Genomic DNA, 20,716 nt, shown 5'->3' with positions numbered 1-20,716 from the left:
ACAGCGCGCACCATCCCCGCCCCATGCCGGGATGCGCCGCGCCGCAAGCAAGATTCAAACGCAACGGAGTTCGCCATGGAAAAACTCAAACCCCGCCGCCTCGGGCACATCGTGCTCATGGTGCGCGACATCCACAAGTCGGCCAGGTTCTATACCGAGGTGCTGGGCCTCGAGGTCTCGGACTGGATCGGCGAGAACATGGTCTTTCTGCGCGCGGGAACGGACCACCATGACCTCGCGCTCGCGCAACTGCCCGCCGACTCGCCGGACCTGAACGACCTGCCGCGCTACTCGCGGCCGGGCCTGGAGCATTTCTCCTACCTCATCGACAGCCTGGAGGAGATGGAGCGCTCGGTCCGGGTGCTGCAGGCGCACGGCGTGGAGATCGTGCGCGGCATCGGCCGCCACGGACCCGGCAACAACCTCTTCCTGGTGTTCAAGGACCCCGATGGCAACAACGTCGAGGTCTACTGCGACATGACCCAGATCCCGCAGGATGCCGGGCACCAGGCCGAGGTCTGGGAGCGCAACCTGGAGAGTTTCGACCAGTACCGCCTCGAACGCTTCGTCGTGCCGCCGCCACCGCATCTGCTGGCGTCCAAGACCGGGGGAAACAAGGGCTCCTGAGCGGCCCGGGATCGCCACAGGGGAAAGAGGCGGTGCTCCAGCGGGGCACCGCCTTTCGTCCTGCAAGCCGCGTCAGCGCGGGGGGATGGCCGTGGCGGGCTCGCGTCCCGCAAAACAATCCGCCAGGCTGGCGAGCAGCGCCGCCGTCTGTGCCGCCTGGGAGGCTGGCGAGCGCCCTGCCAGGTGCGGCGTGAGCAGCACATTGTCGAGTGCGCGCAGCGCCGCAGGAACCTCGGGCTCGTACTCGAACACATCCAGGCCTGCGCCGGCAATGCCGCCGGTCCGCAAGGCCTGCACCAGGGCTTCGGTATCGACCACTGAACCCCGCGCCACGTTCACGAAGAAGCCCTCGGGGCCCAGGGCTGCCAGCACCGGGCCATCCACGATGTGGTGGGTGGATGCGCCGCCCGGGCAGGCGGCCACCAGGTAGTCGCTCGCGCCTGCGAGCGCGAGCAGACTGGGCTCGTGGCGGTAAGGCAAGCCGTTGCGCGGGCTGCGCGTGCAGTAGCGCACCTGCATGCCGAAGCCGAGCGCGCGCAGGGCGATGGCCTGCCCGATGCGCCCCATGCCGATGATGCCGAGCGTGGCGCCGTGGAGCGTCGGGCGCGCCGCCCGCAGGCCGCACCAGCCGCCCGCGCGCATGGCCGCGGTGAGCGCGCCGTAGCCACGGCTGAGGGCGAGCAGAAAGCCCAGCGCATGGTCGGCCACCGTCTCGTCGTTGGCACCCGGGGCATTGGCCACCACGACGCCGCGCCGTGCGGCCGCGCCCAGGTCCACCGCCTCGTAGCCCGCGCCGAAGGCGCAGACGATGCGCAGCGCGGGCAGCCGCTCCAGCTGCTCGGCGGACAGGCCCGTGGTGCCGTTGGTCACCACCGCTGCGATGTCATCCCAGGGCACGGAGTGGGTGTCCATGCCGTCGTGCAAGGTGTAGGTGCTGGCCAGGGCTGCCCGCGTGGCCGCGGGCAGCGGGATGAGCGCCAGTATGTGCAAGCGCTGCACTGTGCGCCCCGCTCAGCCCGCGGCGGCGGGCGCCACCTCTTTGACCGCCCCCTTCCAGCCGGACTCGGTGATGTCGAACACGATGCCGTCGGGCGTGCGGTACTTCACCTCGTAGAACACGTTGGGGTCGGTTTCCTTGCGGCCCGTGAGGTAGCTGCCGCCTGCGGCGACCACGCGCCTCTCGGCCTCTTCGAGGTTGTCCACCCACATGCCGAAGTGGATCAAGCCCCGCACGTCCTTGAGCTTCTCGTAGCCGGGAACCGCCTCGTCCTTGAAGTTCAGCAAGGCCACGTTCATCACGCCATCGGTCATGTACCAGCCGCGCATGGCGCGGCCGGCGCGGGTCATGCCGAAAGCCTGCTCGAAGAACTGGGCCGCGGCCTCGGGGTCGCTGACCGACAGGGCGATGTGCCTGAGTCTTTCCATGGTGAATTTCTCCTGTTGTGTATATCGACATGGAAAGTATAGTGAATTCAAGTTTGTCTGGTATACCAAAACATCAATGTGTATAATTTTCTGCATGAACAACGCATCGCAGCCCCTGGGCTCGCTCAGCGCGCAGGACCAGGCCTTGCTCGACGGCATCGGGCCCCGCTGGGCCGAGGACATCAACCGGCACCGTGACCTGGTGGTGCGTGCCTATACGCCCCTGGTCCTGCAGGCCGACAACCGCGGCATCGAAGTGGCCCGCGACCTGCCCTACGGCACAGCGCCGCGCCAGGTGCTCGACGTGTACAGCCGTGGCGAATGGGCCGGGGGGGGGCGCGACGTGCTGGTCTTCTTCCATGGCGGGGCCTTCATCCGTGGCAGCAAGAGTGCCAACGGCGCCATCTACGACAACGTGGCCTACTGGTTCGCGCGCCAGGGCTGCGTGGCGGTGAATGTGGAATACCGGCTGGCCCCGCAGACCGCATACCCTGGCGGCGCCGCCGACGTGGCGGCCGCCGCCCGCTGGGTGCGGGCCCACATCGGGCGGTTTGGCGGCGATCCGGCGCGCGTCTTCCTCATGGGCCATTCGGCCGGGGGATCGCATGTGGCCAGCGCACTGTTCGACCCGGCGCTGGCAGAGCGCCTCACCCCGGCCGACACAGCGGGGGCCATGCTCGTCAGCGCACGGCTGCGCGCCGACGTGCTGCCGGACAACCCCAATGCCGATGGGGTGCGCGCCTACTTCGGCGAGGATGCCGCGCTGTACGAGCAGCGCTCGCCCGCCAGCCACGCGGGCCAGAGCAATGTGGCCCTGTTCATCGCCGTGGCGCAGTACGAGAACACCCACCTCGACCGCTACGGCCAGGAGTTCCATGCCCGCGCCCTGGCCAGCGGGCGCACGGCGCCCACGCGCTTCGCCTTCATGCCGCGGCACAACCACACCTCCATCGTCGCCCACTTCAACAGCGGCGAAGAAACCCTGGGTCCGCAGCTGCTCGACTTCATGCGCGCAGCGCGCTGACACGCCCCGACCCCTTCTCCACTCCCTTGCGCACCGACACCATGCAAAGCACCCGCCCCCTCAAGGTCCTCGCTCCGGCACTCACCCCCTTCCATGCCGACCTGTCCGTTAACCGGCCAGCGTTCATCGCGTACTGCCGCTGGCTGGTGGCGCAGGGTGCCGGGCTGGCCGTGTTCGGCACCAACAGCGAGGCCAATTCGCTGGGCCTTTCCGAAAAGATCGAGTTGCTGGAGGCGCTGGTCGATGCCGGCATTCCGGCCGGTGCCATGGTGCCCGGCACCGGCTTGTGTTCGGTGCCCGAGACCGTGGCCCTGACCCGGCGGGCTGTCGAGCTGGGCTGCGCCGGTGCGCTGGTGCTGCCGCCCTTCTACTTCAAGCCCGCGACCGATGACGGGTTGTTTGCCCACTATGCGCAGGTGATCGAAGCCGTGGGGTCGGAGCACCTGAGGCTCTACCTCTACCATATCCCCCAGTTCACGGGTGTCCCCATCTCCTGCGCGCTGATCGAGCGGCTCCTCAAGGCCTACCCCGGTACCGTGGCCGGCATCAAGGACAGTTCGGGTGACTGGGCCAACACCGAGCGCGTGCTGCGCGAATTCCCGGGGTTCGAGGTCTTTCCCGCGTCGGAGGCGCTGCTCGAAAAGGCCTTGCCGCTGGGGGCTGCGGGCTGCATCTCCGCCACCGCCAACGTGCAGCCGGGTGCCATCGCGCGGGCGCTGCAGGCCTGGGGGACCCCCCGTTTCGGGGCCCTGCAAGCACAACTCAAGGTGGTGCGCAGCCTGTTCCAGGCCCACCCCATGATCCCCGCGCTCAAGGAAGTGGTGGCCCGGGAGTTCGAGGACAGCGCCTGGCGCCATGTGCGCCCGCCGTTCGTGCCGGCCGAGGCGGCCTGGGCCGAAGGCCTGTGCACGCAACTCGCCCAGGCCGGCTTTCGCATGGAGCGCCCATGACGGCGCCCACCCTGCCGCGCCCCCTGGGTGCCTATGCGCGCTGGCGGCGGGCCGGTGACCTGGTGTTCGTCGCCGGCGTCAGCGCACGCCTGCCGGGGGGCGAGATCGACGGTGTCCTGCGCGAGGGCGACGCGGTGCGCCACGACGTGGCCGCACAGACCCGCCGCGTGCTGCAGACCATCGACGCGCTGGTGCAGGAAGCGGGTGGGGCAGGCCTGGCCGACTGCGTGGACATGCAGGCCTTCCTGGTGCGCGCCGAGGACTTCGCCACCTTCAACGCCGCCTATGGGGAGTTCTTTCCTGGCGACGCCCCCACGCGCACCACCGTGGTCGTGCGCGCCCTGCCGCACCCGGACATGGTGGTCGAAATCAAGGCCGTAGCCTGCATCCCCAGGGCGCGCAGCGAGTAGTCGCCCACGGTGTAGGCAACTGGCGTGGCACACGCCAGCGCTCCCGCGCAAGGGCCGCCCCGCCGCGCTGGGAGCGTCCCCCTCCCGAACCGCGCAGCGGTTCGAGAGAGGGGGAAGGCGCGAAGCGACTCAGGGGGTGCCTCGCGTCATGCCGGAACCGGCATCCCCTGCAAGGCCTTCACTTCCTGCAGGGAAAAGCTCGTGCGCACATGCTTGACGCCGGGCAGGCGCCGCAGCCTGTGCTGCATCAGTGCCGAGTAGGCATCCAGGTCCTGGGCGACAACCACCAGCACGAAGTCTTCGGGGCCCGAGACCCCGTGGCACATCACCACCTCGGGGATGTCGCGCACGGTGGCCTCGAAGGCCAGCGACAGCGCCTCGTCCTGGCTGTCGATGGTGATGGTCGCAAAGGCCATCACGCCCCAGCCCAGGGCGCGCCGGTCCAGCCTGGCGCTGTAGCCGCTGATCAGCCCCATGTCCTCCAGCCGCTTCACGCGCCGCCAGCAGGGCGACTGGGAGAGATGGGCGCGTTCGGCCAGCTCGGAGGAGGTGAGCCGCGCGTCACCCTGCAGGGCATTGAGCAGCAGTCGGTCGGTGGCGTCGAGGGCAATGGGCATGGTGTTTCCTGAAAGGGTGGATGGCGGGAATATCTAGACCTGTACCCCCTGAAACGGGGGCGCGATTGCAAAGAAATTTCGGCAGTCACGGCATAGACTACGTTTCATGAATACAAAAATCAATTCTGGTATTCCAGATGTAGCAGTTCATGTCCAGAGCGCCGCTCCCATCTCCTGGGAGGATTGCCTGGCACGTGACGCCGCCGACCCCCTGGCCCCGGTGCGCCAGCGATTCCAGCTGCCCGAGGGCGTCATCTACCTGGACGGAAACTCCCTGGGCGCGATGCCGCGCGCGGTGCCGGCGCGCATGCACCGGGCCATCGAGCAAGAGTGGGCCACCGGGCTGATCCGCTCCTGGAACGACGCCGACTGGTACCCGGCGCCCCAGCGCGTGGGTGCGCGCATCGCCCGGCTCGTGGGGGCCGAGGACAATGAAGTCATCGTGGCCGACTCCACCTCGGTCAACCTGTTCAAGCTGCTCGTGGCGGCGCTGCGCATGCGGCCGGGGCGCAGCCTCATGCTGGGCGAGCGCGGCAACTTCCCCACGGACGCCTACGTGGCCCAGGGCGTGGCCGAAATCACCGGCACGCAGTTCCGCGCCGTGGAACCCGAGGAGGTGCTGGCCGCGCTGAACGAGGACGTGGCCGTGCTCGCGCTCACGCATGTCAACTACAAGAGCGGCCAGGCCTACGACATGGCCGCCGTGACGCGGCGCGCGCACGAGGTGGGCGCGCTCGTGGTCTGGGACCTGGCCCACACCGCGGGCGCCATGCCCTGTGCGCTCAACGATTGCCAGGTCGATTTCGCCGTGGGCTGCGGTTACAAGTACCTCAATGGCGGGCCCGGGGCTCCGTCGTTCGCCTTCGTGGCCCGGCGCCACCAGGAGGGGCTGCGCCAGCCGCTCACGGGCTGGCACGGCCACGCGCGGCCCTTCGCATTCACCCACGGCTACGAGCCCGCGCCTGGCATCGACCGCATGCTCGTTGGCACGGCGCCGCAGCTCGGCCTGATTGCGCTGGAGGCCGCGCTCACCGCCTTCGACGGTGTGGACATGCAGGCCCTGCGCGCCAAGAGCGTGGCACTGACCGGGCTGTTCATCGCCCTGGTGGACCAGGAGCTGGGCGCCCACGGCTTCGGCCTGGCCACGCCGCGCGATCCCGCGCTGCGGGGCAGCCAGGTCTCGCTGACGCACCCAGAGGGCTACGCCATCGTGCAGGCGCTGATCGCGCGGGGCGTTGTCGGTGATTTCCGCGCACCCGACATCCTGCGCTTCGGCTTTGCCGCGCTGTACCTGGGCCATTGCGACGTGTGGAACGCCGTCGCCGCGCTCAAGAGCGTCATGGCCGAAGGCGACTGGCGCAAGCCAGAGTTCACGGCCCGCAAGGCCGTCACCTGATTCCCGTCCTGCAGACCATTACCACCATAAAAGAGGAGACAAAGAACGTGAATCGAACAACCTTCATCCAACGCTGTGTGCCGGCCGCTGTCGCGGCATGGGCCATTGCACCAACGCTTGCGCTCGCGCAGGTGACGCTGTCCGGCTTCGTCGATCTGAACTACGAGATCGCCAAGTCCGGCGGGGGTACCCAGCGCAGCCTGGTATCGGGGGGGCTGAACACCTCGCGCCTGCAGTTCAAGTCCGTGGAGGACCTGGGCGGCGGGCTCAAGGCCACCGCCGTGCACGAGCTGACCTTCCGCGCGGACTCCGGCCAGGCCGGGTCGCCGCGCCACACCTATGTCGCCTTGGGCAGCAAGGAGTGGGGCGAGGTCAGCGCGGGCCGGCGCGACCTGCCCTCGGCCGAGATGTACGGCTACATCGACCCGACCTTCTCGGGCGACTACAGCCCCATCAGCAACACGCTGCTGTACTTCGCACCCTGGCGCGAAAGCAACGGGATCTTCTACACCTCGCCGCGCGTGGCCAACCTGCAGGCGCGCATCGGCACCACCTTCGGCCGCGAGGACGGCAGCAAGGACGCCAAGGCCACGAGCATCGCCATCGACTACTGGAACAAGGACCTGTACCTGATGGCCGCCGTCGACCGCCAGTACCGCCGCGACCTGGACAGTCCCGAGCGGATGCGCCACTCCAGCGACCACTACCTGGGCGGGGTCTACTCCATGGGGCCGCTGGACCTGACCTTCCTCTACCACCGCTACAACGGCTACTACGCCTATCCGCCCTATGTCGGCTTTGCCTCCAAGGGCAACGACGTCCAGCTGGGCCTGCGCTACGAATTCAATGCGCTCCAGCGCGTGTTCGCCAGCGTGGTGCGCAAGAACGACCGGCCGAACGCGGCGCTGTCGGACGCCACGAGCTGGGTCGCCGGCTACCTGCATGGCCTGTCCAAGCGCACCGACCTGTACACGATCGTCGGCGCGGTGCACCACGCGCGCGACTCGGAGCTGCGTTTCCCGGTGAGCTTCAACCACGCAACCCCCCTGTCCAACGAAAACCCGCGCGGCGTGCAGATCGGCATGCGCCACAAGTTCTGAAGGAGCCAACCACCATGAAACCCACCACCACCTTCCTGGCCTGCCTGCTGAGCGCCGGCCTGGCCGCGCCCGCACTGGCCCAGACCATCGTGCCACCGCCCGAGGGCGCCGCGCGGCTCCCCGTCAAGGAAGAGCGCGAAGAGGCCAAGGGCACGCCCGGCGAACCGGCGCGGCCCGCCGCCAGCAGCTATGGCATGGACGCCAGCGGCGCCTTCCGCCACCCGGCCGAAACCCCGGGCATCGGCGGTACGCACCCCTTCAAGGGCAGCCTGGACTACCTGGACCAGAACAGCTACGTGCACAACACCAAGGTCGAGGCACGCTACCCCGACATGCTGGGCAGCCCCTACCACTCGTGGCAGACCACGGTGGACATGGAGGGCCGGCGCTACATGGTGATCCACGAGAAGTCGTTCTACAAGGTGTTCGACATCACCGACCCGCGCGCTGCGAAGAAGGTGGCCGAGAAGAAGTGGGCCTGGGGCAGCAACGAGCATCCCTTCGGCCCGCTCACCATCCAGTTCAATGAAAAGCTGGGTAAGCATGTCGCCGTGCAGTGCTATGAAGTCACGCGTTTTGGCGTCCTGGAGAACAAGTACAAGCCCGAGCAGAAGGCCAAGGTCGACACCATCCGCCAGCAGCCCATCCTGCGCGGCTTCCGCGTGTTCGAGGTGGGCAGCCCCGACCCGGCGCAATGGAAGAAGCTCTCCGAGCTGCCGCTGGACAGCAAGGCCGTGGCCGACCAGTTTCCGCAGCAGGGCTCCGGCTGCGGCGACGTTCCGGTGTACTGGGGCGGCAAGTACCTGTTCGTCTCGGGCGCACCCGACGACAGCTTTGCCAACCAGGAGTACGCCAACTTCCTGTACAACCCGGCGCAGATGGCCTTCGACCTGAGCGATCCGCGCAAGCCGCAGCGCTTGTCGACCTGGTGGGTGCCGGGTGCGCGCACCGGCGAAGAAGAGGAATACCGCAAGAACCCGCGGGTCGGCAAGAAGACCGCGTGGATGGGTGCGCGCATGCCGCTGTTCATCCCGCGCGATCCCGAAAAGGGGGGCAAGTACGGCTATGCGGCCATGGGCGGCATGGGCTTCCATGTGATCGACGTATCCAACCCCGGCGCGATGAAACGTGTGGGCCACCTGGACATGCCCGTCAGCCAGGCGGGCACCGAAGGCGACAACGTCGACGTGAGCCAGGTGGAGAAGACCGGCATCGTCTACTTCAGCGGCTACCCGCTCAACGAGGACTGCTACGAGCCCTACAAGGACATCTATGCGATCGACGTGAAGGACCCGACCAAGCCGCGCATCCTGGCGACCCTGCCGCGCCCCACGCCACCCCAGGGCGCGCCCTTCACCGACTACTGCCAGCGCCGTGGCAGTTTTGGCCCCAAGCGCAGCGGCTACTGGCACCAGCCGGGAACGCCGAGCGGCAAGTACCTGGTCTACGCCTTCTACAACGCGGGCGCGCAGATCTTCGACGTGAGCAACCCGGCGCAGCCGAAGATCGCTGGCTACTTCGTTCCCCCGACCGTCGACCCCAAGGTCAACCAGCACTTCGGTGACCAGACGCACGGCGTGTTCATCGAGTGGGACCGCAACCTGATCTGGGTCTTCACCAACCACGGCGCTTATGCCGTGTCGTCGCCGCTCCTCGGGGCTCCCAAGTCCGGCCTGTGAATCTGCAAGAAGAAGGAAGATTGATGCCATACAGCCAACATTGGATGATCGGTGCCACCCTCGCGCTGCTGGGTGCCGGCGCCTGCGCGCAGGACGTCGTGCGCATCGGCCACGTGGGCCCCACCAGCGGTCCCATCGCCCACCTGGGCAAGGACAACGAGCTGGGCGCGCGCATGGCCATCGATGAACTCAACGCCAAGGGCGTGGTCATCGGCGGCAAGAAGGTCAGGCTCGAACTGCAGGGCGAGGACGATGCGGGCGACCCGCGCCAGGGCACGGCGGCCGCACAGAAGCTCGTCGATGCCAAGGTGCACGCCGTGGTCGGCCACCTCAATTCGGGCACGACCATCCCTGCGTCCAAGATCTACAGCGATGCGGGCATCGCGCAGATCTCGCCCTCGGCCACCAACCCCAAGTACACGCGCCAGGGCTACAAGACCACCTTCCGGGTGGTGGCCGACGACGTGCACCTGGGCGGAACGCTGGGCAAGTACGCGGTGAACGTGCTCAAGGGCAAGAGCATTGCCGTCATCGACGACCGCACGGCCTACGGCCAGGGCGTGGCCGCCGAGTTCGAGAAGGGCGCCAAGAGCGCGGGCGGCGCCATCGTGGGCCATGAGTTCACCACCGACAAGGCGGCGGATTTCATGGCCATCCTCACCAGCCTCAAGGCGAAGAAGCCCGATGTGATCTTCTTCGGCGGCATGGATTCGGTGGCCGGCCCCATGCTGCGGCAGATGAAGCAGCTGGGCATCCAGGCCCGGTTCGTCGGGGGCGATGGCGTCTGCACGGCCGAGCTGCCCAAGCTCGCCGCGGGCGACATGGCCGACGGCCAGGTGGTCTGCGCCGAAGCCGGTGGCGTGGAGGGCGCGCAGAAGAAAGGCATGGACGACTTCCGCGCGCGCTTCAAGGCGACCACCCGGAGCGAGGTGCAGGTCTACGCCCCGTACTCGTACGACGCGGTCGGCGTGATCGTGGCCGCCATGGTCAAGGCCGGCTCCTACGAGCCTGCCAAGTACCTGCCGGTGCTGGCGCAGACCAAGGGCTACCAGGGCGTGACGGGCAGCATCAGCTTCGACGCCAAGGGCGACCTGCAGGGCGGCGCGCTGACCCTGTACACCTACAAGGCCGGCCAGCGCGAGGCCATCGGCGTGGTGCGCTGAACGCCGCGGCCAGCGAGCGACCAAGGCTTGCCTCCATGCCCTGCGGCATGGAGGCTTTTTTTTGGGCGCGTGACGGGCGCAATGCGTAGGGAGTGGATTCTCCATTGCTCGCGATTGGTGTTTTTGGTATACCTAAACATGTTCATGTATTCATTGTGAAGAAATCACCAACCACGAGGATCTCTATGAACTCTTCCATGCACCGGGTACTGACCTTGGCGGGCTGCGCCGCCCTGCCGCTTGCCGCGCTGGCCCAGCCGGCGGATGCCGCCCGGGTCAGCCTCTATGGCTTTCTCAAGGTCGATGTGGAGCAGGTGCGCGCATCGGGCACCGCGGGGGCTGCGGCCCTGCGCGCCAGCCGCCTGTCCAACAACCTGTCGGTGCTGGGCTTCCGGGCCCGGGAGGACCTGGGGGGCGGGATGGCCGCCTGGGCCCAGTTCGAGGGCAATGTCCGCGTGGACACCGGGGACGGGCCGTTCAACGGGCGCAACACGGCGGTGGGGCTCTCGACCCCGGCCGGCGAGCTGGTGCTGGGGCAATGGGAGGCGCCGCTGCGGTTCACCTCGGTGTATGCCATCGACCCCTTCACGGCCGGCATCTTCGCCTCCAACTCCATCATGGGCAACGGCTTCGCGACCGCGGCCAACGGCCAGTCACCGGCCTCGTTCGACCGGCGCCAGCCCAATCTGCTGCAGTACTGGTCACCGGCCATGGGGGCCTGGTCGCTGCGGCTGGCCTATGCCATGCCGGAGGAGAAGACCGACCAGTCCTCCCCGGACATGGTCAGCGGCCTGCTCAGCTACCGGGACGGCCCGCTCTATGCGGCCTGGGGCTACGAGCTGCACCGTGCCTACTTCGGCGCCCACAGCCGCGACGATGCCCACCGCCTGGCACTGGCTTACACCTTGGGACGGACCCGGCTGCGTGGCAGCTGGGAGCAGTTGCGCTACGAGCCCGCACCCGGCCAGTCCCTGCGGCGCAGCGCATGGCAGGTCGCCGTGACCCACCAGCTCGACGACTGGCAGGAACTGGCGCTGTCCTACGTGCAGGCCCAGGCGGCGCGGGGCAATGCCAGCAGCGCCGTGGGCGGCATCGGCCTCCCGGGCCGCGACTCGGGCGCCCGCCAGATCTCGCTGGGCTACACCTACCGCCTGTCCAAGCGCACGGACCTGTGGGCGGCCTACACGCGCATCGCCAATGGCGCGACGGCGGCCTACAACCTGTCGGCCAACGGCATCGGCGGCCTCAAGCCTGGGCAGGACCCTTCGGGCGTGGGTATTGGCATCACCCACCGCTTCTGAGTAGCGGCCAGAAAAAACGGCACCCGAAGGTGCCGTCGTAGTGGGCTGGTGACTGGGCTCAGGCAGCTGCAGCGGCCTTGAGCTTCAGGCGCCAGGCGTGCAGCAGCGGCTCGGTGTAGCCGCTGGGCTGGGCCATGCCCTTGAAGACCAGGTCGCAAGCGGCCTGGTAAGCCATGCTGGTGCCGAAGTGGCCGGCCATGGGCTGGTACAGCGGGTCACCGGCGTTCTGGCCGTCCACCACGGCGGCCATGCGCTCGAAGGTCTCCTTGACCTGGGCTTCGGTCACCACGCCGTGGCGCAGCCAGTTGGCCATGTGCTGGCTGCTGATGCGCAAGGTGGCACGGTCTTCCATCAGGCCCACGTTGTGGATGTCGGGCACCTTGGAGCAGCCCACGCCCTGGTCCACCCAGCGCACCACGTAGCCCAGGATGCCCTGGGCGTTGTTGTCCAGTTCCTGCTGCTTCTCGGCATCGGTCCAGTTGGGCGTGGCGGTCACGGGCACGGTGAGCAGGCCGGTCAGCAGGTTGTCGCGCTCGGCGTTCACGTCGGTCTTTTCCAGGCCGATCTGGATCTCGCTCACGTTGACCTGATGGTAGTGCAGCGCGTGCAGCGTGGCGCCGGTAGGGCTGGGCACCCAGGCGGTGTTGGCGCCGGCCTTGGGGTGGGCGATCTTTTGCTTGAGCATCTCGGCCATCAGGTCGGGCATGGCCCACATGCCCTTGCCGATCTGCGCCTTGCCGCGCAGGCCGCAGGACAGGCCCACGAGCACGTTGTTCTTCTCGTACGACTGGATCCAGGCGCTGGTCTTCATGTCGCCCTTGCGGATCATGGGGCCGGCCAGCATGGCGGTGTGCATTTCGTCGCCCGTGCGGTCCAGGAAGCCGGTGTTGATGAAGGCCACGCGACTCGCCGCGGCGGCGATGCAGGCCTTGAGGTTCACGCTGGTGCGGCGCTCCTCGTCCATGATGCCCAGCTTCACGGTGTCGGTGGGCAGGCCCAGCAACTGCTCCACGCGGCCGAACAGGTCGCTGGCAAAGCCCACTTCGGCGGGGCCGTGCATCTTGGGCTTGACGATATAGACGCTGCCCTTGCGGGAGTTGCGGATGCCATTGGCACCGTGGCCTTGCAAGTCGTGCAGGGCGATGGTGGTGGTCACCACGGCGTCCATGATGCCCTCGGGGATCTCGCGCTCCTTGCCCTGGGCGTCGGTGTACAGGATGGCCGGGTTGGTCATCAGGTGGCCCACATTGCGCAGGAACATCAGCGAGCGGCCATGCAGGCGCACGCCCCCGGCTTTGCCATCGGGGGCCGTGTACACGCGGTCGGCATTCAGGCCGCGCGTGATGGTCTTGCCGCCCTTGGCGACCTGCTCGGTCAGCGTGGCCTGGATGATGCCCAGCCAGTTGCTGTAACCGAGCACCTTGTCCTCGGCGTCCACGGCGGCGACGGAGTCTTCGAGGTCGAGGATGGTGGACAGGGCCGCTTCCAGCACCAGGTCGCTCACGCCGGCGGCGTCGCTCTGGCCGATGGGGGTGGCGCGGTTGATCTGGATGTCGAGGTGCAGGCCGTTGTGTTGCAGCAGCACCGACGACGGGGCTGCGGCATCACCCTGGTAGCCCTTGAACTGCGATGGGTCCTTGAGGCCCGTGCTGCTGCCGTTGGCCAGCGCCACCACCAACTGGCCGCCTTCGATGCGGTAGCCGGTCGAATCCTTGTGCGAGCCGCTGGCCAGGGGCGCCGTGTCGTCCAGCACCTGGCGCGCGAACGCGATCACCTTGGCGCCGCGCACCGGGTTGTAGCCCTTGCCCTTGTCGGCGCCATCGGTCTCGGGGATGGCATCGGTGCCGTACAGGGCGTCGTACAGGCTGCCCCAGCGCGCATTGGCGGCGTTGAGCGCATAGCGGGCGTTCAGGATGGGCACCACCAGCTGCGGGCCGGCCTGGGTGGCCAGCTCGTCGTCCACGTTGGCGGTGGTGGCCTGCACGTCGGTGGGCTGGGGCACCAGGTAGCCGATCTTTTCCAGGAAGCCGCGGTAGGCCACCATGTCCGTGATGGGGCCGGGGTTGGCCTGGTGCCAGGTGTCCAGTTCCGTCTGCAGGCGGTCGCGCTCGGCCAGCAGGGCGATGTTGCGCGGTGCCAGGTCGGCGACGATGGCGTCGAAGCCCTTCCAGAACGCGGCGCTGTCCACACCGGTGCCGGGCAGCACCTTGTCTTCGACGAAGCGGAACAGGGAGGTGGCCACTTGCAGGCCGTGGATGGAAGTGCGGTCGGTCATGGAGTGCCTTGGGCGTTGGATGTGAAAAAAGCGGCGCCTGCCATTGCAGGCCATGGGCACACTGTATTGCAAATGTTTGTCGATATAAATATGCTCAAAAGCTGGAAACCAATGACTTTTTCGCACAAATCGAGCGACGCCTCGCCTGCTCACCTTCCGGATCCACGCCATGGACAAGCTCAAGGCCTTTGAATCCTTCGTCTCGGTTGCCACGCGCGGCAGCCTCACCGCCGCTGCCAAGGCCGAGGGCGTGGCACCGGCCATCATGGGCCGGCGGCTCGATGCGCTCGAGGAGCACCTGGGCGTCAAGCTCCTGGTGCGCACCACGCGGCGCATCAGCCTCACGCACGAGGGCAGCGCCTTCCTGGAAGACTGCCAGCGCCTGCTGTCCGATGTGGCCAATGCCGAGGCCAGCGTGTCCGAGGGCGGCGTCAAAGCCACGGGGCACCTGCGCATCACGGCGCCGGCCGGCTTTGGCCGGCGCCACGTGGCGCCGCTGGTGCCGCGCTTTCGTGCCGAGCACCCGGACGTGACGATCTCGCTGAACCTCAGCGACCGCGTGGTGGACCTGGCTGGCGAGGGCTTCGACTGCGCCGTGCGCGTGGGCGACCTGCCGGACTCGTCCCTGGTCAGCGTGCGCATTGCCGACAACCGGCGCCTGTGCGTGGCCACGCCCGGCTACCTCAAGCACCACCCGGCGCCGCGCCACCCGGGCGAGCTGCCCTCGCACGACTGCCTGACCCTGTCGAGCGAAGCCTCGCAGACGCGCGGCTGGGCCTTTCGCATGCCGGTCGAGGGCGGCGGTACCGAGGTCGTGCACCTCAAGCCCGGCGGGCCGCTCGACTGCTCCGACGGGCAGGTGCTGCACGACTGGTGCCTGGCTGGCTACGGCATTGCCTGGCGCAGCACCTGGGAGGTGGAGGCCGAGATCGCCGCCGGCCGCCTGGTCGAGGTGCTGGAAGAATTCGCCGCCCCGCCCAATGGCATCTACGTGGTCTTTCCGCAGCGCAAGCACATGCCGTTGCGCGTGCGGCTGTGGATCGACTTCCTCAAGCACCACTACGCCCAGCCCGCCTTCTGGCGCGGGATGCCGGCCCCCTGACCAGGGTCTTGCGCCTGGATGCCCGGCCCCGGCCATGGCAGACTGCACATCCCATGTCCGAGCCCACGCTCCTGGTCGCCGACGACCACCCCCTGTTCCGCACTGCCGTGCTGCATGTGCTGCGCGAGCGCCTGCCCCAGTTCCGCACGCTGGAGGCTGCCAGCGCCGCCACGCTGGGCAGCGTGCTGCAGGAGCATCCCGAGGTCGAGCTGGTGCTGCTGGACCTGAGCATGCCCGGCGCACATGGCTTCTCGGCCCTGTTGCATGTGCGGGGCGAGTACCCGCAACTGCCGGTGGTGATCATCTCGTCCAACGACCACCCGCGTGTCATCCGCCGGGCCCAGCAGTTCGGTGCCGTGGGCTTCATCCCCAAGTCCGCTCCGGCCGAGGCCATGGGCGGGGCCATCGAGGCCGTGCTGGCCGGTGACAGCTGGTTTCCACCGATGGCGGCCGAGCGCTCCGAAGCCGATGCCGAGCTGGCTGCCCGCCTGGCACAGCTCACGCCCCAGCAGTTCCGCGTGCTGCTGTGCCTGGCCGACGGCCTGCTCAACAAGCAGATCGCGGGCGAACTGGGCCTGGCCGAGAACACCGTCAAGGTGCATGTCACGGCCATCCTGAAAAAGCTCGCCTGCCACAGCCGCACCCAGGCGGCCGTGCTGGTCAAGAGCCTGGAGACCGAGGACGCTGCCTGAAGCGGGGCCTCATCGCTCCCGCAGGCGCAGCAAGGTCTGGCTCACCAGCGCCCGCAGCGCAGGCGCGCGCACCGGCTTGGCGAGGAAGCCCCAGCCGCGTTCGGCCGCCTGGCGGCGCAGCGTGGCATCGCGCTCGGCGGTGACCAGGATCACCGCGGGGGCCTGGCCCCAGCGCTGGCACAGCGTGGCATAGACCTCGGGGCCCAGGTGGCCGCCTTCCAGGTGCACGTCCAGCAGCACCAACTGCGGCGCCTGGCCGGGTTGGGCCCGTGCCAGCGCCTCGCCCGCACCGCCGGCCAGCGCTACCTGGCACCCCCAGCGCTCCAGCAGGGCCCGGGTGGCGGCGCAGGTCGGGCCGTCGTCCTCGATCACCCAGGCGCTGCTGCCATGCAGCGGGGCGTCCTCGGGCGCTTGCTGCGCGGCGCTGGCGGGTGGGGCCATCTGCTGTTGCAGAGAGGCCGGGTCGCCCAGCGGCACCAGCACCCAGAACACGCTGCCGCGACCGAGCTGCGAGCGCAGCCCGATCGGGTGGCCTAGCAGGCGGCCCAGGCGCTCCACGATGGCCAGGCCCAGGCCCGCGCCCCGGTCGTCGGCACGGCCCTCGTCCAGGCGGCGGAACTCCTCGAAGATCTCGCGCTGCAGCGCCTCGGGGATACCCGGCCCCTGGTCGTGCACCTCGATGCGCAGATGGCCGCTGCCCACGCGCCGGCAGCCCACCACGATGCGCCCGTGCCGGCTGTAGCGGATGGCGTTGGAGACGAAGTTCTGCAGAATGCGGCGCAGCAGGTTCTCGTCGGTGCGCACCACCTGGCGCGTGGCCACGCAATGGAGCGTGAGGCCCTGACTCTCGGCCAGCACGCCGAAATTGTGGGCCAGCACCTGCAGCAGCGGGCCCAGGGCCACGTCGTGGATGCGCACCTCGAGCTGGCCGGATTCCATGCGCGAGATGTCGAGCAGGCTGTTGAGGATCGCGTCCTGCGCGGCCAGGGCCCCATCGATGCTGTCGGCCGCATGCCGGCCGGCATCGTCGTGCAGGTGGCCGCGCAGCAGCGAGGTGAACATGCGCGCCGCGTTCAGCGGCTGCAGCAGGTCGTGCACGGCCGCCGCCACGAAGCGGGTCTTGTAGCGGTTGGCCTGCTCGGCCTCGTGCCGGGCGGCGTCCAGGTCGCGCGTGCGGTCGGCCACGCGCTGCTCCAGCGCATCGGCCAGCGAACGCAGCTCGCGCGCAGCGTTCTTGTAGCTGGTGATGTCGGCATAGCTGGTCACGAACCCTCCCTCGGGCAGGGGGGTGCCACGGATCTCCAGCACGGTGCCATCGTCCTTGGCGCTTTCGTGCAGGTGGGGCAGGCCGCCGCGCAGGTGCGACAGGCGCCGCTCCACGGATTCATCGACCGGGCCGGGACCCAGCAGGCCGCGCCGTGCGTTGTGGCGCAGCAGGTCCTCGATGGGTCGGCCCACCTGCATCAGGTCGGCGGGGTAGCGAAACAGCTGCACATAGCGCGAGTTCCAGGCCACGAGGTTCAGGGCAGCGTCGATGATGACCACGCCCTGCGGCAGGTGCTCCAGGCTGCGGGACAGTCCCATGTCGGCCTGCTGCGCGGCCTGCACGATGCCGTCCTGCGCGGTGCGTAACTCCTGGGCGTGCTGCTGCAGCACGGTCTCCAGCTCCTGGCGGCTGCGCTGGCGCAGCGAGGCCAGGCGCTGGCGCTGGCGCACGAACAACACCAGCAGGGCCAGCGCCAGCCAGCCGCCGCCGCCGGCCGCCGCCGCCCAGCGGCTGTCGGCCACGCTGCTGTGGGTCTCGTGCACCAGGTGCAGCTGCCACGGCGTGCCGGGCAGGGGCTGGGTCTGCCACAGCAGGTGGCCGGGCACGCCGGGCAGGTCGGCGGTCTGCATGCGCACCAGGCGGCCGCCGTTGTCCATGTGGTCGTCCACCCGGTAGTCCAGCGGGCGCAGCGGCTGGTCGGAGTACTGGCGCGTGGCGGCCAGCTCACCGCGCTCGGCATCGTCCAGGGGCTCCAGCAGCCGGTAGCGCCAGGCATCCTGGCTGGCCAGGAAGACCACGCCGTGCGCGTCGGACGCGAGCACTATGTCCTCGGTCTGCAGCCATTCGCGCTCCAGCTCCTGCAGCGCGATCTTGATCACCACCAGGCCGAGCGGCTCGCCCTGGTCGTTGCGGATGGCCTGCGACAGGAAATAGCCCGGCTCCCCTGTCGTCACCCCGATGCCGTAGAAGCTGCCGCTGCCCTGGGCCAGGGCCTGCTGCACATAGGGGCGAAAGCTGTAGTCCACGCCCACGTTGCTGGTGGCGCTGCGCCAGTTGCTGGCCGCCACGGCCAGGCCCTCGCGGTTGATCAGTGTCAGGGTGGAGGACTGGCTCGCGCCGTTGGCGCGCTCCAGCTTGAGGTTGAGCTGCTCCACCTGGGCCGGGCTGCGCGCTCGGCTCAGCGCGTCATACAGCTGCGCATCCAGCGCCAGCACCTCGGGCAGGGTGCGGTAGCGGTCGATGCGCTGGCCCAGCGTCTGCCCGTACAGGGCCAGCTGGCGCTGCACGCTGTCGCTCTCTTCGTGGAGCGAATGCCGCCAGGCCCATTGCCCGGCCACGAACATGCTGGCTGCCATGCCGGCGAGCAGGATCAGCACAGTCCAGAACTTGCGGCGGTGGGGCAGGGGCATGGCAGGGGCGGGTTTCCGCAGGCAGGTTTCGGTGCGCAATCGGCAGGGAGCGAAGGGCCGCACGCACCGGTGCGGTGCGCCTGGGAGTGTGCCGCAGCTTCTCCGGGGCTAAGTATTTCCACTAGGTTTTGCGGGTGCTCTCCCTATGGCGGCGCCAGCGACTACTACCAATTAGCTATCTGCTGAAACGGCTTGCAGCGGTACAAACGGCAGCCTCGACGCACCCCGCTGGTGCGGTTCCCGTGACTTCTGGAGTCCCCCATGCATGCCATCCCTGCCCAGGCCGCCCAACCGGTGCGTTTGCCTTTCTACCGCCAACTGTACTTCCAGGTGGTGATCGCCATTGTCCTGGGGGTGCTGCTGGGCCATTTCGAGCCGGCCTACGGCGAAGCGCTCAAGCCGCTGGGCGATGCCTTCATCAAGCTGGTGAAGATGATCATCGCCCCGGTGATCTTTTTGACCATCGTCACCGGCATCGCGGGCATGTCGCAGCTCTCCACGGTGGGCCGCGTCTTCGGCAAGGCCATGGCGTACTTCTTGTTCTTCTCCACGCTGGCGCTCATCGTCGGCCTGGTGGTGGCCAACGTGGTGCAGCCCGGAGCGGGCATGAACATCAACCCGGCCGACCTGGACCAGACGGCCGTGAAGACCTACGTGGCCAAGTCGCACGAGATGACGCTCACCGGCTTTGCCATGGACATCATCCCCAAGACCCTGGTCAGCCCCTTCGTGGGCGACAACATCCTGCAGGTGCTGCTGGTGGCCGTGCTCTTCGGCATCGGCCTGGCCATGGTCGGCGAGGCCGGCCGCCCGGTGCAGAACTTCCTCGAAGCCCTGACCAGCCCCGTGTTCAAGGTCGTGGCCCTGGTGATGAAGGCCGCGCCCCTGGGTGCCTTCGGCGCCATGGCCTTCACCATCGGCAAGTTCGGCCTGGGCTCGCTCGTGAACCTGGCCTGGCTGGTGGGCTCGTTCTACATCACCTCGCTGCTCTTCGTGCTGGTGGTGCTGGGCTTCGTGTCGCGCCTGTGCGGCTTCTCGGTGCTCAAGCTGTGCCGCTACCTCAAGGCCGAGCTGATGCTGGTGCTGGGCACCTCGTCGTCCGAGTCGGCCCTGCCCTCGCTGATGGAAAAGATGGAAAAGGCCGGTTGCAGCAAGTCGGTGGTCGGCCTCGTGGTGCCCACGGGCTACTCCTTCAACCTGGACGGCACCAACATCTACATGACCCTGGCCGCGTTGTTCATCGCCCAGGCCACCAACACCGAACTCACGCTGGGCCACCAGGTCGCCCTGCTGCTGGTGGCCATGCTCAGCTCCAAGGGCGCAGCCGGCGTGACGGGCGCGGGCTTCATCACCCTGGCCGCCACCCTGGCCGTGGTGCCCGAAGTGCCCGTGGCCGGCATGGCGCTGATCCTGGGCGTGGACCGGTTCATGAGCGAATGCCGCTCGCTGACCAACTTCATCGGCAATGCCGTCGCCACCGTGGTGGTGTCGCGCTGGGAAAACGCGCTCGACTACACGCGCCTGAATGCCGCCCTCGACGGCCACCCCTTGCCGGACGCCGTCGCTGTCCCGGCACCCGTGGTGCCTGCCGACGTGACTGCCGTGGTGCGCCCCGCTGCCTGACCGGCGAAGGGCCGGCGCCCCAGCGGCGTCACGCCGCCTACAAAAGGTGCATGCCTGCAAGGGCATGCACCTTTTTTTCTGCATGAACCGCCTGCCCCCGGGCAGTGTCAGGAAAGGCGCCTACTTCGATCGGGTCGTTCCTCGCGCACAATCGCCGCGAAACCGACCAACCCAAAAAGGATCCGCGATGACCCTCGAAGCCGTACTGGCCGCCCTGCACCTGGTGGCCATACTGACCCTGGTGGTGTTCCTGTCGAGCCAGGCCGCGCTGTGCCGGGTGGAATGGCTCAACGCCGCGGTGGTGGAGCGCCTGGCGCGCCTGGATGCCATCTACGCCGCATCGGCCATGGTGCTGGTGGCCACGGGGCTCGCGCGCGTGTTCTTCGGCGTCAAGGGCATGTCCTGGTACATCTCGCAGCCCATGTTCCACCTCAAGATCACCCTGGTGGTGGCCATCGCCATCGTCTCCATCTTCCCGACCATCGCCTTTCGCCGCTGGCTGCGCCAGCTGCGCGCCGACGGCAAGCTGCCGGACGCCGCCGAGGTGTCCCGCGTGCGCCGCCTGGTGATGGTCCAGGCGCATGTGATCCCCATCGTCGCGGTGATTGCAGTATTCTGGGCCCGGGGCTGGTAAAAAAGAAAACCCGCCGGGCAGC

At 68.5% G+C, this 20,716-nt stretch carries 18 protein-coding genes; 13 read left to right on the top strand and 5 right to left on the bottom strand.

All coding sequences use genetic code 11. The features are described 5' to 3' along the window. Positions 1 to 75: 75 nt before the first annotated feature. On the top strand, positions 76 to 627 hold the full coding sequence (locus tag AC07PA_RS17095) for a VOC family protein (protein ID WP_007859652.1): 552 nt from the start codon (positions 76 to 78) through the stop codon (positions 625 to 627). Positions 628 to 699: 72 nt separating this feature from the next. On the opposite strand, the gene AC07PA_RS17090 is transcribed toward AC07PA_RS17095, so the two are convergent. Both AC07PA_RS17090 and AC07PA_RS17085 read right to left on the bottom strand, forming a co-directional pair. After that, entirely contained in the window at positions 700 to 1,626 is a 927-nt protein-coding gene (locus AC07PA_RS17090) for a 2-hydroxyacid dehydrogenase (protein WP_007859653.1), read from the bottom strand. Positions 1,627 to 1,638: 12 nt separating this feature from the next. Next, entirely contained in the window at positions 1,639 to 2,052 is a 414-nt protein-coding gene (locus tag AC07PA_RS17085) for a VOC family protein (RefSeq protein ID WP_494606724.1), read from the bottom strand. Positions 2,053 to 2,146: 94 nt separating this feature from the next. Between AC07PA_RS17085 and AC07PA_RS17080 the strand changes: the two genes are divergently transcribed. Genes AC07PA_RS17080 through AC07PA_RS17070 form a run of 3 tightly spaced genes read left to right on the top strand, consistent with a single transcriptional unit; the run spans position 2,147 to position 4,436 of the window. Beyond that, complete coding sequence (locus AC07PA_RS17080) at positions 2,147 to 3,076, top strand: alpha/beta hydrolase (protein ID WP_494606725.1); 930 nt, start codon at positions 2,147 to 2,149, stop codon at positions 3,074 to 3,076. Between the two features lie 41 nt (positions 3,077 to 3,117). Beyond that, on the top strand, positions 3,118 to 4,026 hold the full coding sequence (locus AC07PA_RS17075) for a dihydrodipicolinate synthase family protein (protein WP_494606726.1): 909 nt from the start codon (positions 3,118 to 3,120) through the stop codon (positions 4,024 to 4,026). Then, the gene (locus tag AC07PA_RS17070; RefSeq protein ID WP_494606728.1) at positions 4,023 to 4,436 is read left to right on the top strand and encodes a RidA family protein; all 414 of its coding nucleotides are present in this window, start codon (positions 4,023 to 4,025) and stop codon (positions 4,434 to 4,436) included. The genes AC07PA_RS17075 and AC07PA_RS17070 overlap by 4 nt, the downstream gene beginning before the upstream one ends. A 146-nt stretch (positions 4,437 to 4,582) precedes the next feature. Here AC07PA_RS17070 and AC07PA_RS17065 read toward each other — a convergent pair whose 3' ends face one another. Further along, positions 4,583 to 5,053 (bottom strand): Lrp/AsnC family transcriptional regulator, encoded by a 471-nt coding sequence (locus AC07PA_RS17065; protein ID WP_007860817.1) that lies wholly within the window; start codon positions 5,051 to 5,053, stop codon positions 4,583 to 4,585. A 106-nt stretch (positions 5,054 to 5,159) separates the two neighbouring features. Here AC07PA_RS17065 and kynU point away from each other — a divergent pair, with 106 nt between their 5' ends. The 5 genes from kynU (at position 5,160) to AC07PA_RS17040 (ending at position 11,692) form a co-directional block, all read left to right on the top strand. Continuing rightward, a complete protein-coding gene (kynU, locus tag AC07PA_RS17060; RefSeq protein ID WP_494606730.1) occupies positions 5,160 to 6,449 on the top strand; it encodes a kynureninase in 1,290 nt (429 codons plus the stop codon). 47 nt (positions 6,450 to 6,496) lie between these two features. Further along, a complete protein-coding gene (locus AC07PA_RS17055) occupies positions 6,497 to 7,549 on the top strand; it encodes a porin (protein ID WP_494606733.1) in 1,053 nt (350 codons plus the stop codon). 14 nt (positions 7,550 to 7,563) lie between these two features. Next, positions 7,564 to 9,228, top strand: coding sequence for an LVIVD repeat-containing protein (locus AC07PA_RS17050; protein ID WP_494606735.1), 1,665 nt, complete (start codon positions 7,564 to 7,566; stop codon positions 9,226 to 9,228). A gap of 23 nt (positions 9,229 to 9,251) precedes the next feature. Continuing rightward, on the top strand, positions 9,252 to 10,391 hold the full coding sequence (locus tag AC07PA_RS17045) for a branched-chain amino acid ABC transporter substrate-binding protein (protein WP_494606737.1): 1,140 nt from the start codon (positions 9,252 to 9,254) through the stop codon (positions 10,389 to 10,391). A 185-nt stretch (positions 10,392 to 10,576) separates the two neighbouring features. Beyond that, the gene (locus AC07PA_RS17040; protein WP_494606738.1) at positions 10,577 to 11,692 is read left to right on the top strand and encodes a porin; all 1,116 of its coding nucleotides are present in this window, start codon (positions 10,577 to 10,579) and stop codon (positions 11,690 to 11,692) included. A 58-nt stretch (positions 11,693 to 11,750) separates the two neighbouring features. On the opposite strand, the gene AC07PA_RS17035 is transcribed toward AC07PA_RS17040, so the two are convergent. Next, on the bottom strand, positions 11,751 to 13,967 hold the full coding sequence (locus tag AC07PA_RS17035) for a malate synthase G (protein WP_494606740.1): 2,217 nt from the start codon (positions 13,965 to 13,967) through the stop codon (positions 11,751 to 11,753). A 169-nt stretch (positions 13,968 to 14,136) separates the two neighbouring features. Between AC07PA_RS17035 and AC07PA_RS17030 the strand changes: the two genes are divergently transcribed. Further along, entirely contained in the window at positions 14,137 to 15,069 is a 933-nt protein-coding gene (locus AC07PA_RS17030; protein WP_007860802.1) for a LysR family transcriptional regulator, read from the top strand. Between the two features lie 53 nt (positions 15,070 to 15,122). Then, the gene (locus AC07PA_RS17025; RefSeq protein WP_494606741.1) at positions 15,123 to 15,761 is read left to right on the top strand and encodes a LuxR C-terminal-related transcriptional regulator; all 639 of its coding nucleotides are present in this window, start codon (positions 15,123 to 15,125) and stop codon (positions 15,759 to 15,761) included. 9 nt (positions 15,762 to 15,770) lie between these two features. Here AC07PA_RS17025 and AC07PA_RS17020 read toward each other — a convergent pair whose 3' ends face one another. Next, positions 15,771 to 18,437 carry a hybrid sensor histidine kinase/response regulator gene (locus AC07PA_RS17020; RefSeq protein WP_494606742.1) on the bottom strand — a complete coding sequence of 889 codons (2,667 nt, stop codon included), beginning with the start codon at positions 18,435 to 18,437 and terminating at the stop codon, positions 15,771 to 15,773. 261 nt (positions 18,438 to 18,698) lie between these two features. Between AC07PA_RS17020 and AC07PA_RS17015 the strand changes: the two genes are divergently transcribed. Together AC07PA_RS17015 and AC07PA_RS17010 are read left to right on the top strand one after the other, a co-directional pair. Then, a complete protein-coding gene (locus AC07PA_RS17015) occupies positions 18,699 to 20,060 on the top strand; it encodes a dicarboxylate/amino acid:cation symporter (RefSeq protein ID WP_494606744.1) in 1,362 nt (453 codons plus the stop codon). A 187-nt stretch (positions 20,061 to 20,247) separates the two neighbouring features. Beyond that, entirely contained in the window at positions 20,248 to 20,694 is a 447-nt protein-coding gene (locus AC07PA_RS17010; protein ID WP_494606746.1) for a DUF2214 family protein, read from the top strand. Positions 20,695 to 20,716: the final 22 nt, after the last annotated feature.

This window comes from Acidovorax sp. GW821-FHT09B03 (genome assembly GCF_059418305.1).
This window is presented reverse-complemented; position numbering and strand designations above follow the sequence as displayed.

Excerpts from the sequence above, each read along its gene's own strand:
- AC07PA_RS17035 (WP_494606740.1), bottom strand. The coding sequence starts at position 13,967 with ATGACCGACCGCACTTCCATCCACGGCCTGCAAGTGGCCACCTCCCTG.
- AC07PA_RS17070 (WP_494606728.1), top strand. The coding sequence starts at position 4,023 with ATGACGGCGCCCACCCTGCCGCGCCCCCTGGGTGCCTATGCGCGCTGG.
- AC07PA_RS17080 (WP_494606725.1), top strand. The coding sequence starts at position 2,147 with ATGAACAACGCATCGCAGCCCCTGGGCTCGCTCAGCGCGCAGGACCAG.
- AC07PA_RS17075 (WP_494606726.1), top strand. The coding sequence starts at position 3,118 with ATGCAAAGCACCCGCCCCCTCAAGGTCCTCGCTCCGGCACTCACCCCC.
- AC07PA_RS17025 (WP_494606741.1), top strand. The coding sequence starts at position 15,123 with ATGTCCGAGCCCACGCTCCTGGTCGCCGACGACCACCCCCTGTTCCGC.
- AC07PA_RS17095 (WP_007859652.1), top strand. The coding sequence starts at position 76 with ATGGAAAAACTCAAACCCCGCCGCCTCGGGCACATCGTGCTCATGGTG.
- AC07PA_RS17010 (WP_494606746.1), top strand. The coding sequence starts at position 20,248 with ATGACCCTCGAAGCCGTACTGGCCGCCCTGCACCTGGTGGCCATACTG.
- AC07PA_RS17050 (WP_494606735.1), top strand. The coding sequence starts at position 7,564 with ATGAAACCCACCACCACCTTCCTGGCCTGCCTGCTGAGCGCCGGCCTG.
- AC07PA_RS17030 (WP_007860802.1), top strand. The coding sequence starts at position 14,137 with ATGGACAAGCTCAAGGCCTTTGAATCCTTCGTCTCGGTTGCCACGCGC.
- AC07PA_RS17065 (WP_007860817.1), bottom strand. The coding sequence starts at position 5,053 with ATGCCCATTGCCCTCGACGCCACCGACCGACTGCTGCTCAATGCCCTG.
- AC07PA_RS17020 (WP_494606742.1), bottom strand. The coding sequence starts at position 18,437 with ATGCCCCTGCCCCACCGCCGCAAGTTCTGGACTGTGCTGATCCTGCTC.
- AC07PA_RS17045 (WP_494606737.1), top strand. The coding sequence starts at position 9,252 with ATGCCATACAGCCAACATTGGATGATCGGTGCCACCCTCGCGCTGCTG.
- AC07PA_RS17085 (WP_494606724.1), bottom strand. The coding sequence starts at position 2,052 with ATGGAAAGACTCAGGCACATCGCCCTGTCGGTCAGCGACCCCGAGGCC.
- kynU (WP_494606730.1), top strand. The coding sequence starts at position 5,160 with ATGAATACAAAAATCAATTCTGGTATTCCAGATGTAGCAGTTCATGTC.
- AC07PA_RS17040 (WP_494606738.1), top strand. The coding sequence starts at position 10,577 with ATGAACTCTTCCATGCACCGGGTACTGACCTTGGCGGGCTGCGCCGCC.
- AC07PA_RS17015 (WP_494606744.1), top strand. The coding sequence starts at position 18,699 with ATGCATGCCATCCCTGCCCAGGCCGCCCAACCGGTGCGTTTGCCTTTC.